Raw genomic sequence first — 16,124 nt, forward strand, 5'->3', positions numbered from 1 at the left:
ATACCTCCTAGTTTTGCATATTGAACAATTATATAGTAAGAAATAGGAAGCTGACAAGTATTTGAACGCTAAAAAGAGAAAAAAACTCTAATTTCCTTACATTACATGTTATAAAATGTGACATATAAATTAAGTACAAAAGATTAAGATCAGTTGAAGTTCGAAACAGCAAAAGTGGCGAAAATATGTTCGGTATGTTAAACTAATAAGTGGACATTCTGCCAGAATGGGCCGATAATTTAAGAGAAATTAGACACTTTGAGGGGGAGTTATAAATGATCGAAAGAGAAACTTCCAATACCTTTCATTTGGCTTCTAAATATGAGCCTGCCGGAGATCAGCCAGCCGCTATTGCTGAACTAGTTGACGGTGTCAAAGGTGGAGAAAAAGCTCAAATTTTACTTGGAGCGACCGGAACAGGTAAAACATTTACAATCTCTAATGTGATTCAAGAAGTGAACAAACCAACATTAGTGATTGCACATAATAAAACACTAGCTGGACAATTATACGGGGAATTTAAAGAATTTTTCCCAGATAATGCGGTCGAGTATTTTGTCAGTTACTATGATTATTATCAACCAGAAGCATATGTACCCTCAAGTGATACATATATTGAAAAAGATTCCAGTATTAATGATGAAATTGATAAACTACGCCATTCAGCGACAAGTTCTTTATTGGAACGAAACGATGTCATCGTGGTAGCATCAGTTTCTTGTATTTTTGGTTTAGGGGATCCGCGGGAATACAGCCAACAAGTTGTTTCATTACGTGTGGGAATGGAAATGGATCGTAATGAGTTACTAAAAAGTTTAGTCGATATTCAATTCGAACGAAATGATATTGATTTTCAACGGGGGCGTTTTCGTGTCCGCGGTGATGTGGTTGAGATATTCCCAGCTTCACGGGATGAGCATGCGCTACGTGTTGAATTTTTCGGAGACGAAATTGATCGAATTCGTGAAGTAGATGCGTTAACTGGTGAAATTGTCGGCGAAACAGAGCATGTCGCTATTTTTCCGGCAACACACTTCGTGACGAACGAAGAACATATGGAACACGCCATATCGCAGATCCAAGAAGAATTAGAGGCACGTTTGAAAGTGCTTCGCAGTGAAAATAAATTATTGGAAGCTCAACGTTTGGAACAGCGAACCAACTATGATATTGAGATGATGAGAGAGATGGGCTATACGTCAGGGATTGAGAATTACTCTCGACATATGGATGGTCGCCAAGAAGGAGAGCCGCCATATACGCTGTTGGACTTTTTCCCAGATGACTTCTTACTTGTAATCGATGAGTCTCATGTAACAATGCCGCAAATTAGAGGAATGTATAATGGCGACCGAGCACGGAAACAAATGTTAGTGGACTATGGTTTCCGTTTACCAAGTGCACTTGATAACCGACCGCTTCGTTTAGAAGAATTTGAACAACATGTAAACCAAATTGTTTATGTATCGGCAACACCAGGCCCTTATGAAATGGAACAAACAGAGACGGTTGTTCAACAAATCATTCGACCAACAGGTTTACTAGATCCAGAAGTAGAAATCCGCCCAATTATGGGTCAAATTGATGACTTGGTGGGCGAAATTCATGAACGGATCGAAAAAGATCAGCGGGTGTTTGTCACAACCTTAACGAAGAAAATGGCCGAAGATTTAACCGACTATTTCAAAGAATTAGGCTTAAAAGTTAAATATTTGCATAGTGATATAAAAACACTGGAAAGAACGGAGATTATTCGCGATTTACGATTAGGCGAATTTGATATTCTAATTGGTATTAACTTATTACGTGAAGGAATCGATGTGCCAGAAGTTTCCTTAATTGCGATTCTAGATGCGGATAAAGAAGGCTTCTTACGTAGTGAACGCTCGTTAGTGCAAACGATGGGACGGGCTGCCCGGAACGCTGAAGGAAAAGTCATTATGTATGCAGATAAAATCACCGATTCGATGCAACGAGCTATGGATGAAACGGCACGACGTCGGGCAATCCAAGAAGCATATAATGAAGAACATGGTATTGAACCAAAAACAATTATTAAAGAAATTCGTGATTTGATTTCTATTTCCAAAACAGCTGATAAAGATGAAACAGTGGTTCAATTGGATAAATCATATGAAGATTTATCAAGACAAGAAAAAGCTGATTTATTAATGAAACTTGAAAGAGAAATGAAAGATGCGGCCAAAGCATTAGACTTCGAAACTGCAGCCACATTACGAGATACCATTCTTGAATTGAAAGCTGCCAAATAAGTCAACCAACGGATTAAGTAAAAGATACGATGAACTATCGTATCTTTTACTAATCTTTTCTCTATAGAATGACTTGAAATGATTTGACGTAAGAGATTTAGTAAAAGGAGAACATATATGGCAAATGATAAAATTGTGATTCATGGTGCACGCGCCCATAACTTAAAAAATATTGATGTCACGATTCCTCGTGACAAAATGGTTGTTGTAACTGGACTATCTGGTTCTGGCAAAAGTTCATTAGCGTTTGATACGCTTTACGCAGAAGGGCAACGACGTTATGTAGAGAGTCTCTCTGCTTATGCGCGACAATTTTTGGGACAGATGGATAAACCAGATGTTGACAGCATCGATGGTTTAAGTCCAGCTATTTCAATTGATCAAAAGACGACAAGTAAAAACCCGCGCTCAACGGTGGGGACGGTCACAGAAATCAATGATTATTTACGATTGTTATTTGCTCGGGTAGGTCATCCAATTTGTCCTAACGATCATATTGAAATTACCAGTCAGTCTGTTGAACAGATGGTTGATAAAGTCTTAGAGCTACCAGAGCGAACAAAAATTCAAATTTTGGCGCCTGTTGTGGTCAAGAAAAAAGGTCAACATAAAAAAGTGTTTGAAATGATCCAACGTGAAGGGTATGTCAGAATGCGGGTGGATGGTGAAACCTATGATGTTAGTGAGGCACCAGAACTTGAAAAAAATAAAAAACATGATATTGCGATTGTGATTGACCGTATCGTTGTGAAAGAAGGCATTCGCTCTCGCTTGTTTGATTCGTTTGAAGCGGCTTTGCGTTTAGCTGAAGGTTACGCAATTGTTGATGTGATTGGTCAAGAAGAGATGTTGTTTAGTGAACATTATGCTTGTCCTTATTGTGGGTTCACAGTCGGTGAATTGGAACCGCGCTTGTTTTCATTTAATGCACCATTTGGCGCTTGTCCCGATTGTGATGGTTTAGGTGTTAAATTAGAAGTGGACAAAGACTTAGTGATTCCAGATCCCACTAAAACCTTGAGAGAAGGAGCCATTGTTCCGTGGAACCCTATTAGTTCCCAATATTATCCACAAATGTTGGAACAAGCAGCCACCAGTTTTGGGATTGATATGGATACGCCGTTTGAAGAATTACCTGCAGACCAACAAGAAATTATTTTAAATGGTTCTGGCGAGAAAAACTTTCATTTTCATTATGAAAATGACTTTGGTGGTGTTCGTGATGTGGAAGTGCCGTTTGAAGGGATTTTAAAAAATATTAAACGACGTTACCATGAAACAAATAGCGATTTTACACGAGATCAAATGCGGTTATACATGACAGAATTGACTTGTCGAAGCTGTCATGGATATCGTTTGAATCCGCAAGCTTTAGCTGTAAAAATCAATGGCACGCACATTGGTGAAGTCGGTGAATTAGCAATAAAAAATGCGGTCCAATTTTTTGAAGGTGTATCTTTATCTGAACAAGAAACAACGATTGCTCGGCCAATTTTAAAAGAAGTCGAAGATCGGTTAACCTTCTTAAAAAATGTCGGTTTAGATTACTTAACCTTAAGTCGAGCTGCTGGTACACTTTCTGGCGGAGAAGCACAAAGAATTCGCTTAGCAACACAAATTGGATCAAACTTATCAGGCGTTCTTTACATTTTAGATGAACCATCAATTGGTTTGCATCAACGAGATAACGACCGCTTGATTGACTCATTGAAAAAAATGCGGGACTTAGGCAATACATTAATTGTGGTGGAACACGATGAAGATACAATGATGGCTTCGGATTACTTGATTGATGTGGGACCTGGCGCCGGACATCTGGGCGGTGAAATTGTAGCCGCTGGTACGCCGGAAGAGGTTGCTAAAAATCCGCATTCATTGACCGGACAATATCTTTCTGGGAAAAAAGTGATTCCTGTACCAAAAGAACGTCGCAAAGGTAATGGCAAAGCGATCAAAGTCACTGGTGCCAGTGAAAATAATTTAAAAAATGTCAGTGTTGAATTTCCGCTAGGTGAATTTGTTGCTGTCACAGGTGTTTCAGGTTCAGGGAAAAGTACTTTAGTCAATCAAATTTTGAAAAAAGCGCTGGCCCAAAAATTAAATCGTAATTCCAATAAACCTGGGAAACACAAAAGTATCACTGGTTATGAAGCCATTGAAAAGATTGTTGACATTGATCAAAGTCCGATTGGTCGAACACCAAGAAGTAATCCAGCGACTTATACTAGTGTTTTTGATGACATTCGCGATTTGTTTGCCCAAACAAATGAAGCCAAGGTTCGTGGTTATAAAAAAGGCCGCTTTAGTTTTAACGTCAAAGGTGGCCGTTGTGAAGCTTGTCGCGGGGATGGTATCATCAAAATTGAAATGCACTTTTTACCTGATGTCTATGTGCCTTGCGAAGTTTGTCATGGCAAACGTTATAATTCTGAGACGTTAGAAGTTCATTATAAAGGCAAAAACATTTCTGATATTTTAGATATGACGGTGGAAGATGCCGTAGAATTTTTCAAACATATCCCTAAAATTCATCGTAAATTGCAAACAATTGTGGATGTAGGCTTAGGCTATGTGACATTGGGGCAGCCAGCAACTACTTTATCTGGTGGAGAAGCACAGCGGATGAAGCTAGCGAGTGAACTTCATAAAAATTCTAATGGGAAAAACTTTTATATTCTGGATGAACCAACAACAGGCTTGCATACCGATGATATTGCGCGATTGCTTCTAGTATTAGAGCGTTTAGTGGAAGCGGGCAATACCGTTTTAGTGATTGAACATAACTTGGATGTCATCAAATCTGCGGATCATGTGATTGATCTAGGGCCAGAAGGTGGCGACGGTGGTGGGACGATCGTGGCGACAGGAACACCAGAAGAAGTTGCTAAAGTCAAAGACAGTTACACAGGATATTATTTAAAACGTGTTCTGAAATAAACATTAATGATTAGATAAAGAACCTTGTTTTTATGGGAAACAAGGTTCTTTTATTATAAAATAACAAATATTTTTTAATTAAAATTAAAAATAAATGTTGACTTAATGTGTAATTAAAAGATATACTATGTTTGTTAACAAAATAACAATGAACACGAAGGGAAGTCTTAAATGAAAAACAAAAAAATAACAACAAGTTTATTAACAGCAGGAATGGTCTTAGCTATCGGAATCACACCTTTTGTACATAGTAACACAATGGAAGCAGCTACTTTAATTTCACAATCAGACCATGAAAAAGTAATGAGTTTTACCAAGAAAGACTTAAAAGAAGCAACGGGCATTCAATTGGAGCCGGCGACAGTACAAGCCGTTCATCAGGAATTAAAGCAACAAATCACCTGGGAAACATTAGGCTATTCCACAATTGATGCGCAAAATATTGCGACACGTTTTACACAAAATACATATCAAGCTCTGGGGATTTTAACAGATATCGCCAACCATTCAGACCTTCAATTGAAAGTCATTACCATTAATAATCCCTATCTAGCAACAGCTAAAATTGGTACCTTTAAGTGGGAAACCGTAACTCCTGAAGTTGGCGGGGACCATGAAACAGCAGACAATGAACTAACCACACCGACACCGACTGTTGCCAGTCTTCAAGAGATTGACGTAGAAATCGAATACGATGAAAATGAAATTGAGTTCACCTATGAAATAAAATCGAACGGAACAATTGAAGCAACGTATGAAGATGAATTTGCTGATTTAGAATTAGAAGGTAAGGCAGCACAAGACAAAATCATGACTCTTTTAGATGGATTGTCAATCAAAACAGCTACAAATGAACAAATTAAAGAACACATTACGAAAAAGTTAGCCGTGAATGAACAAGTAAAACAATTTGAGTTTGAAGCTAATTTTACTGATAAAACAGAAATTGAGTTTGTATTAAAATAACACACAGTTATATAGCATAATTCAGCAATTAAAACAGCGTTGACAAAAATGTCAATGCTGTTTTTCTATGAAAGAATAGAAATCTTTATAAGAATGATTGAAAAGCTTTCTTTGATACGCCCGGGGTGTTATAATATAGTGATGCAAGTGAAGGGAGTGTTGAATATGCCAGAAAATTTACAACTGGTTATTATTACAGGAATGAGTGGCGCTGGAAAAACAGTCGCTGTTCAAAGCTTTGAAGACATGGGCTATTTCTGTATCGACAATTTACCACCAAGCTTAATCCCAAAATTTTGGGAATTAATTAAAGAATCTGGAAAAGTTACCAAGATTGCGTTAGTGATTGATTTACGTTCACGGACCTTCTTTAGAGAAATTCAGGATATGTTAGTCGAACTTGAAAATACTAATTTTATTGATACAACGATTTTATTTTTAGATGCCACCGATGAAGAGTTGGTTTCTCGTTATAAAGAGACACGGCGTGCGCATCCAATGGCGATGGATGGTTTAGTGACAGAAGGTATTCGTAAAGAACGTGCAATGCTGGAAGAAATCAAGGCGGATGCTCAGTTGGTCATTGACACCACGGACTTGTCCCCTCGTCAATTGCGGGAACGTTTGAATAAAGAACTAGCAACGAGAGAGACACACGAATTTCGAGTGGAAATGGTGTCCTTCGGCTTTAAATATGGGTTGCCGATTGATGCAGATATCGTTATGGATGTTCGCTTTTTACCTAACCCCCATTATATTGATGAACTACGACCGTTAACTGGAATGGATCAACCTGTTTATGATTATGTGATGGGCTTCCCAGAAACAGATGAATTTTATACCAAATTTATCGATTTACTGCGAACAGTCTTACCTGGATATAAAAAAGAAGGTAAAAGTAGCGTCACCATTGCAATTGGCTGTACTGGCGGACAACATCGCTCTGTTGCATTGACAGAACGTGTTGGTGCTGAATTAAAAGAGGAAGATTACCATGTAAATATTACCCACCGCGACCGCTTAAAAAGAAAAGAAACGGTTAATCGCTCTTAATGAAAACCTATCGAATTCGTAAACCGAAGATCGTGGTTGTTGGTGGTGGAACAGGCTTGCCAGTAATTTTGAAAAGTTTAAGAAATCAAAGTGTTGATATTACTGCCGTCGTAACGGTCGCTGATGATGGCGGTAGTAGTGGCGAGCTTCGTTCCTCTATTAATAACATGACACCTCCGGGAGATTTAAGAAATGTTTTAGTGGCATTGTCAGATATGCCACAATTATATGAAGATATTTTTCAATATCGTTTTGATAAATCAGATAGTCATTTTGCCAATCATGCAATCGGTAATTTAATCATTGCTGCTGTCTCAGAAATGAGAGGAAGTACGTATGAAGCGATTCAATTGCTTTCAAAAATGATGCATGTTGATGGACGGATTTATCCATCATCAGAACGGCCATTAACGTTACATGCCGTATTTAAGGATGGCTCAGTGGCGGTGGGAGAATCAAAAATTGCACTGGATCGCAAGACGATTGACCATGTGTTTGTAACAAATACACACGGAGAAGAACAGCCAAGAGCTGCGCGTAAAGTCGTCAAAGCAATTGAAGAAGCAGACATGGTCGTGTTAGGACCGGGGAGTCTTTTTACAAGTATTTTACCTAATTTAGTTATTACAGAAATTGGTGAAGCCATCAAACAAACGGCAGCCGAAGTAGTCTATATTTGTAACATCATGACCCAAAAAGGGGAAACGGAACATTTTACGGATGCCGATCATGTTCGTGTCTTAAACGAGCATCTACAAGCGCAGTTTGTTGATACAGTACTGGTTAACACAGAAAAAGTACCAGAAAATTACATGGATCCTGAAATTTATGATGAATATTTAGTTCAAGTAAAGCATGATTTTCAAGGATTACGTGAAGAAGGATGCCGAGTCATTTCGACAGACTTTTTAGAATTAAGAGATGGCGGAGTTTTTCATGATGGGGAAAAAGTTGTTGAAGAACTTTTCCGTATCGTATTTGGAACGAAATATTAATTAATCAAAAGAATCAAGAGAGGAGGAGCTTAGATGTCTTTTGCCTCGGATGTCAAAAAAGAGTTAACTGGTTTAGAAGTCCATCGAGAACACGCGAAAGCAGAATTAGCAGCATTAATTCGGATGAACGGCTCACTTAGCTTAGTTAATCAACAGTTTGTCTTGAATGTACAAACGGAAAATGCTGCAATTGCTCGTCGAATGTATTCATTGCTGAAAGATCATTACCATGCACAAGCAGAATTATTAGTTCGTAAAAAAATGAAACTAAAGAAAAATAATGTTTACATTGTGCGTCTAAAACAAGATACACAAAAAATTCTAGCTGATTTGGATATTATGGATGGGGTCGTTTTTAATGGCAATGTGTCAAATGAAATCATGGGTAACGCGCAAAAAATGCGTTCCTATTTACGCGGGGCCTTTATGGCTTCTGGCTCAGTTAATAATCCGGAAACAAGTCGCTATCATTTAGAAATTTTTTCAATTTATGAAGAACACAATAATGATATTTGTAAGATGTTGAATTACTATGACTTAAACGCTCGAACATTGGGACGCCGAAACGGGTATATTTGTTATTTAAAAGGTGCTGAAAAAATTGCCGACTTTTTAACGTTAATTGGTGCCACGAACTCTATGTTGAAATTTGAAGATGTCCGGATTGTCCGTGATATGCGGAATTCAGTAAATCGTTTAGTGAATTGCGAAACAGCGAATTTAAATAAAACTATTGATGCGGCTTCAAAACAAATTGAAAATATTCAATTTATTGAAAGTACAGTAGGGCTGACGTCATTACCGGAGAAACTTCAGGAAATCGCAGAATTACGGTTAGAGTATCCGGAAGTTAGTCTCAAAGAACTAGGGGAAATGATTCCTTCAGGAGCTATTTCTAAGTCAGGTATTAATCATCGTATTCGAAAAATTAATGAATTTGCAGAAAAATTACGAGAAAAAAGTGCGTAACTTTTCTGCTCCAGAAGTGAAGAATAACATTTCCGTTTGAAGTGCTATCCTTCACTTTTTCTTTAAGCGTGTAAAAAAAATTAAAGTGTGCAAAAAGTGTGTAGCACTGAAATGTAGTGTTGACCTGTGGTTTAAAGAAACGACGTTGGCACGAATGTTGCATGTAATAAAATGCAAGCGATTACTTATTGCTGTTTTTAACTAAAAGATTAAAAACTATTGGAGGGGTCAAAATGGTTCAACGATTAATTAGTGCAAATGCATCAGAAATCAAACGGATGTCAAAAGAAGAGCTGTTTCAGAGTATTAAAGCGAGCGAAGGGCGCGTAATTTTATCGGAAAATGTGGTAGTTCATCCATCCGTAGCAGGTGATATCACTTGTGCGGAAATGTCAAAAGCATATGGCGCAGACATGATTTTATTGAATGTTTTTGATGTTAATCAACCGATTGTAGTAGCCGCTTATGAAGGGCAATATACTGCGGAAACATGTGTCCCTAATGATGAGGTTGTTCATCGTTTGAAAGAACTAGTCGGTTTACCGATTGGCATGAATGTCGAACCTGTTGATGAAAATTTAGACTTAGCTTCAACGAGAGTTTCGATTGAACCAGGTAGAAAAGCATCAGCAGCTACTTTCAAAAAAGCCAATGAACTGGGTTTGGATTTTATCTTATTGACAGGTAATCCAGGAACTGGCGTGACCAACGACTTGATTGCTAAGAACGTGGCCTTAGCCAAAAAACATTTTGACGGTATCATTATTGCCGGAAAAATGCACAGTTCAGGCGTAGATGAACCAGTGGTCAGTTTAAAATCAGCTGAACAATTTATTGAAGCGGGCGCTGATATTGTCTTAGTCCCAGCAGTCGGCACGGTTTGGGGCATCGATGATCAACAAGTCAAAGAAGTTGTGGATTTTGCACATTCAAAAGGAAAATTAGTTATGAGTGCCATTGGAACTTCACAAGAAAGTGCTCAACCTGAAGTTATCCAAGCAATCGGCATTAGAAATAAAATTTTAGGCGTAGATATTCAACATATTGGCGATGCCAATATGGGCTTAGTTGGTATTGAAAATATTAAAGAGCTTTCTGATGCGATACGTGGGAAAAGACATACTGTTGCTAGAATGGCTCGTTCGATTAATCGTTAAAAAAGTGAACAGAGGCACGAATTCAGAAAATTTGAATTCGTGTCTTATGATTTTTTTATTGAAAAACGGTATACTAAAAGAGAAATAAAGGTTTGAAAGGATGAGGTTTTTTTATGGATATTTCAGTAATTGATGCAACAAAAGTTAACACAGAAACAGGGCTTCACATTGGTGAGAGCAATGCCCCTGTCAAAATGATAGAATTTATCAATGTTCGCTGTCCTTATTGCAGAAAATGGTTTGAAGAGTCTGAGGAACTGTTAGCACAATTTGTCAAAAGTGGTAAAGTTGAACGTATCATTAAGCTGTTTGATAAAGAAAAAGAAAGTTTACAACGCGGCAATGTGATGCATCACTACATTGACTATTCAGCGCCTGAACAAGCACTGTCAGCATTGCATAAAATGTTTGCTACGCAAGATGAATGGGGAAACTTAACCTTAGAAGAAGTAGCGACGTATGCTGAAAAAAATCTGGGCTTAAAAGAACAAAGAGATGCAACGCTTGTTTCCGCAGTGATTGCTGAAGCCAATGCGGCGCACATTCAATTTGTACCAACGATCATCATTGGTGAGCATATCTTTGACGAAAGTGTCACTGAAGAAGAATTACGTGGATACATTGAAAAATAAAAAAAATGGAAACAGCGACTGTCGCTGTTTCCATTTTTTTTATTTTTAATTTAAGGCGCTACTATTTTCCATTACTTCATCGATTAACCCATATTCTTTTGCTTGTTCGGCAGTCATATAGTTATCACGATCGGTATCACGTTCAATCACTTCAATTGGTTGGCCAGTTCGTTCAGCTAAAATTGAATTTAAACGTTGACGAGTGTCTAAAATGTGACGAGCAGCAATTTCAATTTCTGTTGCTTGCCCTTGAGCGCCACCAAGTGGTTGGTGAATCATGATTTCCGCATTTGGTAAAGCGAAACGTTTGCCTTTTTGACCAGCTGTTAATAAGAAGCTACCCATAGAAGCTGCCATTCCTAATACGATCGTTTGGACATCCGCTTTAACGAAATTCATGGTATCGAAAATCGCTAAACCTGCAGAAACGCTGCCACCAGGAGAGTTAATGTACAAGTAAATGTCTTTTTCTGAATCTTGGGCATCTAAGAATAATAACTGTGCAATCACTGAGTTTGCCACGTTATCATCGATAGGGCCGCTTAGCATAATGATGCGGTCTTTTAATAAACGAGAGTAAATGTCATAAGCACGTTCACCGCGAGATGATTGTTCAATAACTGTTGGAATTAAATTCATAAGTAAATCCTCCTATATAAAGAAACTTTTAAAGTCATTCTATCACAAAGCACTTTGAATGCCTATGAAAAGTATACCTCTTTGGTCAATAAAGGTCAACGAAGTCGCTTGAAAAATTTTGTGTCATTTTTTATCCGAAACTTTTGGATTATGTTATACTAAAATGGAAAATTAGAAAAGAGCGAGGGGAAAAATATGTTTGTTTTTATCGCCGGAATGGTCGGTGTAATCGTCGGTGCGCTAATAGTCACAGCAAGTGCCGCCTTACATTCATCTTACAAAGAGCGAAAAGAAGTACGTTATCGTGAATTAGAACATTTGGTTAAAGAAATTGAATCATTGAATTTATTAAATAAAAAAGTCAAAGAAATTTTACAAAAGCGTGAATTATATATAGACAGATCAATTGAATACTTATCGATGGATGATTGTTTCATTAGCATCGATGATTTTATTTATTTGGAATCATTTTCTGCTCAAAATAATTTTTACTTACCGACGTACTTAATTGAAGAATTTTTCAAAAAAATTGCGCATCGTAAAGTCATTTTGACGGCCAGCGAAGTTGCTGAAATGGGTGGTCACACCTATAAAGGCGGCCGTGTTATTTTAGAAAATTTTTCAGACGAGATTTTAGCAATTATTGAAGATAAAAAACGTAAAATGCAACGTTTGTCTAACGAACCACTTCATTATTTTAAAGCGATTAAATAAAAAAGAACCAGCGTACCCACTAATTTTTTGGGGTATCTGGTTCTTTTTCTTGTTGTTCCATATCGGTCATAGTGTCTTCAATTTCTTTATGTAAGAAATAAGAAATAACTGTACGGATGATTACCAAGGTTGCCAATTTCAAAATATCTTGAAAAGTTGGTTTGACAATGGATTCAATAATATCAGCAGCAATTAAAATTTCTAAACTTAACAGAATGTAGCTACCAAGGAAGTTTTTGATGAACGTATTCATTTTGGTTAAAGTAAAGCGGCTTTGATTTTGTCGTTCACTTTTAATGAAATCTTTTCCTGCTAAACAAACACCCCAAACTAAAACAATAATCGAAAAAACATTCAGTCCTAAAATACATAGCTCAAAAAGTGGGGTTAAAAGCGTCATTAACTGATGGGGCCACTCATTCATCGTATTCACTCCTACCAAAAAGCCTTTTCTTTAACTATAACGAAACGGCTGACTAACGTCAAATATTGTTGAAATAAACAGGCTAAACTATTCAGCTTATAGAACAAAACTAAGAAAATTATGAATAGCATCTAACAATTAAGTAAAAGGACTGTAAAGGTTCTTTTACTTTTTTTGTGTAAAAAAAGAGTCTTAAAAGGAATCAAGTAGCAAAAAGTAAGTGAAAACCAACTTTGTCAGTGGATAGTCTTTTCATTAATTTTTAAAAGACAAATTTTACGTTTTCAAGAGCCGAATACTGCCAAGTTTTAGCCTATAAAGGTGATAGAATCAGAAATTGAGTAAGAGATGTGTCACAAAAGCAAGGAGACACATCGACTTGATGAAAGATTTAAGGAGCTGTAGTTGAAGTAAAGAGAAGCAAGTGTCCCAAACACTAGCGAAAGAAAATAGGGAGGATTAAAATGTTTAAGAAAGCAACGAAATTATTATCGACAATGGTGATTGTCGCTGGAACAGTTGTGGGAAATTTCAGTCCCACATTGGCTTTAGCTGAAGGAGTGGTTAAAGCAGGAGATACAGAAGGAATGACCAATACGGTGAAAGTGAAAGACGACAGTCTAGCTGATTGTAAACGGATATTGGAAGGACAAGCTGCTTTCCCAGTTCAAGCGGGTGAAACGGAACCGGTTGATTTAGTGGTTGTTGAAGATGCCAGTGGTAGTTTTTCAGATAATTTTCCACATGTAAGACAAGCGATTGATGAAGTGGTTCAAGGATTATCTGATCAAGACCGCGTGATGCTGGCTTCGTATCGTGGCGGAAAACAATTTATATTTCCTGATGGAAAAGTAAAAATTAATTCAGCTGATTATGATATGAATGTGCGTGTTGATACTCAATTAACCCATGATAAAAGCCAATTTGTTTCTGGCTTTGGAGATGTTCGGACGTATGGTGGTACACCAACTGCCTCAGGATTGAAACTTGCTTTAGATACGTACAATCAAACACACGGAGATTTAACGAATCGAAAAACATATTTCTTATTAGTGACAGATGGGGTCGCTAATACACGTTTAGATGGTTACTTGCATAAAACCAACACCAATGATTCAATCAATGAATATCCAGATCCAAGACATCCTTTTCAAGTTTCGGTTGAGTATAGTAATGACTATCAAGGTGCAGCAGCAGAAGTTTTAGCGTTAAACCAAGAAATTACTAACCAAGGCTATGAAATGATTAATGCGTATTGGGAAAGTGTTGAATCTTTAAGTTCAGTGAATTCATACTTTGATAAATATAAAACAGAAGTGGGTCCTTTTGTAAAACAAGAGTTGCAACAAGGATCTAGCACACCAGAAGATTTTATTACTAGCCAATCTATTGATGATTTTACAACCCAATTAAAACAAATTGTCAAAGATCGTCTGGCGCAATCGACACCAGCAACAGCTTCATTAACGATTGCCAATCAATTTGATATTCAATCGGCGACCGCTACGGACGATGCTGGAAATGATGTGCCTGTTCAAATTAACGGACAAACCATTTCAGCAACTAGTACAGAAGGTTACGTAGGAAACATCACGATTCACTACGAAGTCAAAGAAAATACAGCGATTGATGCAGCAACCCTTGTAAGTAGTGGGACAATGAATCAAGGAACAATTGCTAAGGAATTTCCAGAAGCGACGATTCCTAAAAATGACAATGCGCATGCGTGTGACGTGACGCCAGAAGATCCAACGATTACAAAAGATATCGAAAATCAAGAGCACTTAGATTTAACCAATCGTGAAGATAGTTTCGATTGGCATGTCAAAACAGCCTTTGGTAACGAAACAAGTACTTGGCAACAAGCCAGTTTAGTGGATAACGTCAACCAATTATTAGATATCCAAAAAGTCGTTGTTACTGATGAAAATGGCAAAGATGTTACAGCCAATGGCACAGTAACACAAGAAAATAACAAAGTAACTTTTGAAATGAACAAACAAGCAGACAGCTACTCATACTTAGCTGGACATACGTACACAATGACTATTACCACTAAAATTAAAGACGGCGCAACCGATGAAGAATTAGCGCCTTATATTGAACAAGGCGGGATTCCTAACCAAGCGGACTTAAACTTTGGCAACGAAGGTGACGTGTTACATTCCAACAAACCAACTGTAACACCGCCTGCACCAACACCAGAAGATCCAACGATTACAAAAGATATCGAAGGCCAAGAACATTTAGACTTAACTAATCGTGACCAAGAATTTAAATGGAACGTCAAAACAGCTTTCGGTAACGAAACAAGCACTTGGACCCAAGCCAGCATGGTGGATGACATTAATAAAGTGTTAGACATCACAGACGTGAAAGTCACAGATGAAAATGGCAAAGATGTTACAGCCAATGGCACAGTAACACAAGAAAATAACAAAGTAACCTTTACTATGAACAAAAAAGATGACAGCTACTCTTACTTAGCTGGTCATACATACACAATGACTATTACCACTAAAATTAAAGACGGCGCAACCGATGAAGAATTAGCACCTTATATTGAACAAGGCGGCATTCCCAACCAAGCGGACTTAAACTTTGGCAACGAAGGGGACGTGTTGCATTCCAACAAGCCAACCGTAACACCGCCTGCACCAACGCCAGAAGATCCAACGATTACAAAAGATATCGAAGGCCAAGAACATTTAGATTTAACCAACCGTGACCAAGAATTTAAATGGAATGTTAAAACAGCCTTTGGTAACGAAACAAGCACTTGGACCCAAGCTAGTTTAGTGGATAACGTCAACCAATTATTAGATATCCAAAAAGTCGTTATCACTGATGAAAATGGTAAAGATGTTACAGCTAACGGCACAGTAACACAAGAAAATAACAAAGTAACTTTTGAAATGAACAAACAAGCAGACAGCTACTCATACTTAGCTGGACATACGTACACAATGACTATTACCACTAAAATTAAAGACGGCGCAACCGATGAAGAATTAGCGCCTTATATTGAACAAGGCGGGATTCCTAACCAAGCGGACTTAAACTTTGGCAATGAAGGTGACGTGTTGCATTCCAACAAGCCAACCGTAACACCGCCTGCACCAACGCCAGAAGACCCAAAAAAACCTGAACCTAAACAACCGCTAAAACCGAAAAAACCGTTGACGCCTACAAATCATCAAGCACCAACGAACCCAGTCAATTTTGGAAAATCAGCAAGTAAAGGAATTCATTTACCAATGACTAATACAACAGTAAATCCACTTTACATGATCGCAGGTTTAATTATCCTTATAGTGGCTATTAGCTTTGGTATAACAAAAAATAAAAAAAGAAAAAATTAGACA

The 16,124-nt window shown here is 37.7% G+C and carries 12 protein-coding genes; 10 read left to right on the plus strand and 2 right to left on the minus strand.

The genetic code is table 11. The features are described from left to right. The first annotated feature begins 275 nt into the window (after positions 1-275). The 8 genes from uvrB (at position 276) to IGL86_RS02580 (ending at position 10,982) form a co-directional block, all read left to right on the plus strand. Complete coding sequence (gene uvrB, locus IGL86_RS02545) at positions 276-2,273, plus strand: excinuclease ABC subunit UvrB (RefSeq protein ID WP_002355618.1); 1,998 nt, start codon at positions 276-278, stop codon at positions 2,271-2,273. Between the two features lie 117 nt (positions 2,274-2,390). Beyond that, positions 2,391-5,210 carry an excinuclease ABC subunit UvrA gene (gene uvrA, locus IGL86_RS02550; protein WP_033625602.1) on the plus strand — a complete coding sequence of 940 codons (2,820 nt, stop codon included), beginning with the start codon at positions 2,391-2,393 and terminating at the stop codon, positions 5,208-5,210. 171 nt (positions 5,211-5,381) lie between these two features. Further along, positions 5,382-6,176 (plus strand): YusW family protein, encoded by a 795-nt coding sequence (locus tag IGL86_RS02555; protein ID WP_033625601.1) that lies wholly within the window; start codon positions 5,382-5,384, stop codon positions 6,174-6,176. Between the two features lie 165 nt (positions 6,177-6,341). Then, the gene (gene rapZ, locus IGL86_RS02560) at positions 6,342-7,229 is read left to right on the plus strand and encodes an RNase adapter RapZ (RefSeq protein ID WP_002355625.1); all 888 of its coding nucleotides are present in this window, start codon (positions 6,342-6,344) and stop codon (positions 7,227-7,229) included. Next, positions 7,229-8,224 carry a gluconeogenesis factor YvcK family protein gene (locus tag IGL86_RS02565; protein WP_002355627.1) on the plus strand — a complete coding sequence of 332 codons (996 nt, stop codon included), beginning with the start codon at positions 7,229-7,231 and terminating at the stop codon, positions 8,222-8,224. The genes rapZ and IGL86_RS02565 overlap by 1 nt, the downstream gene beginning before the upstream one ends. 33 nt (positions 8,225-8,257) lie before the next feature. After that, complete coding sequence (whiA, locus tag IGL86_RS02570) at positions 8,258-9,193, plus strand: DNA-binding protein WhiA (RefSeq protein WP_002358736.1); 936 nt, start codon at positions 8,258-8,260, stop codon at positions 9,191-9,193. Positions 9,194-9,426: 233 nt separating this feature from the next. After that, positions 9,427-10,350 (plus strand): PEP phosphonomutase, encoded by a 924-nt coding sequence (locus tag IGL86_RS02575; protein WP_002358737.1) that lies wholly within the window; start codon positions 9,427-9,429, stop codon positions 10,348-10,350. Positions 10,351-10,463: 113 nt separating this feature from the next. Next, positions 10,464-10,982 (plus strand): DsbA family protein, encoded by a 519-nt coding sequence (locus IGL86_RS02580; RefSeq protein WP_002390047.1) that lies wholly within the window; start codon positions 10,464-10,466, stop codon positions 10,980-10,982. Positions 10,983-11,027: 45 nt separating this feature from the next. On the opposite strand, the gene clpP is transcribed toward IGL86_RS02580, so the two are convergent. Further along, on the minus strand, positions 11,028-11,621 hold the full coding sequence (gene clpP / locus IGL86_RS02585) for an ATP-dependent Clp endopeptidase proteolytic subunit ClpP (protein WP_002355633.1): 594 nt from the start codon (positions 11,619-11,621) through the stop codon (positions 11,028-11,030). 195 nt (positions 11,622-11,816) lie between these two features. On the opposite strand from clpP, the gene IGL86_RS02590 reads away from it, so the two are divergent. After that, the gene (locus tag IGL86_RS02590) at positions 11,817-12,335 is read left to right on the plus strand and encodes a hypothetical protein (protein WP_002355635.1); all 519 of its coding nucleotides are present in this window, start codon (positions 11,817-11,819) and stop codon (positions 12,333-12,335) included. A gap of 19 nt (positions 12,336-12,354) precedes the next feature. Here the strand turns inward: IGL86_RS02590 and IGL86_RS02595 are convergent, their stop codons facing one another. Further along, positions 12,355-12,759 carry a DUF1622 domain-containing protein gene (locus IGL86_RS02595; protein WP_002383026.1) on the minus strand — a complete coding sequence of 135 codons (405 nt, stop codon included), beginning with the start codon at positions 12,757-12,759 and terminating at the stop codon, positions 12,355-12,357. Between the two features lie 464 nt (positions 12,760-13,223). Between IGL86_RS02595 and IGL86_RS02600 the strand changes: the two genes are divergently transcribed. After that, positions 13,224-16,121, plus strand: coding sequence for an isopeptide-forming domain-containing fimbrial protein (locus tag IGL86_RS02600; protein ID WP_430605637.1), 2,898 nt, complete (start codon positions 13,224-13,226; stop codon positions 16,119-16,121). Positions 16,122-16,124: the final 3 nt, after the last annotated feature.

Source organism: Enterococcus sp. DIV0774 (genome assembly GCF_050539095.1).
GTDB lineage: Bacteria > Bacillota > Bacilli > Lactobacillales > Enterococcaceae > Enterococcus > Enterococcus faecalis.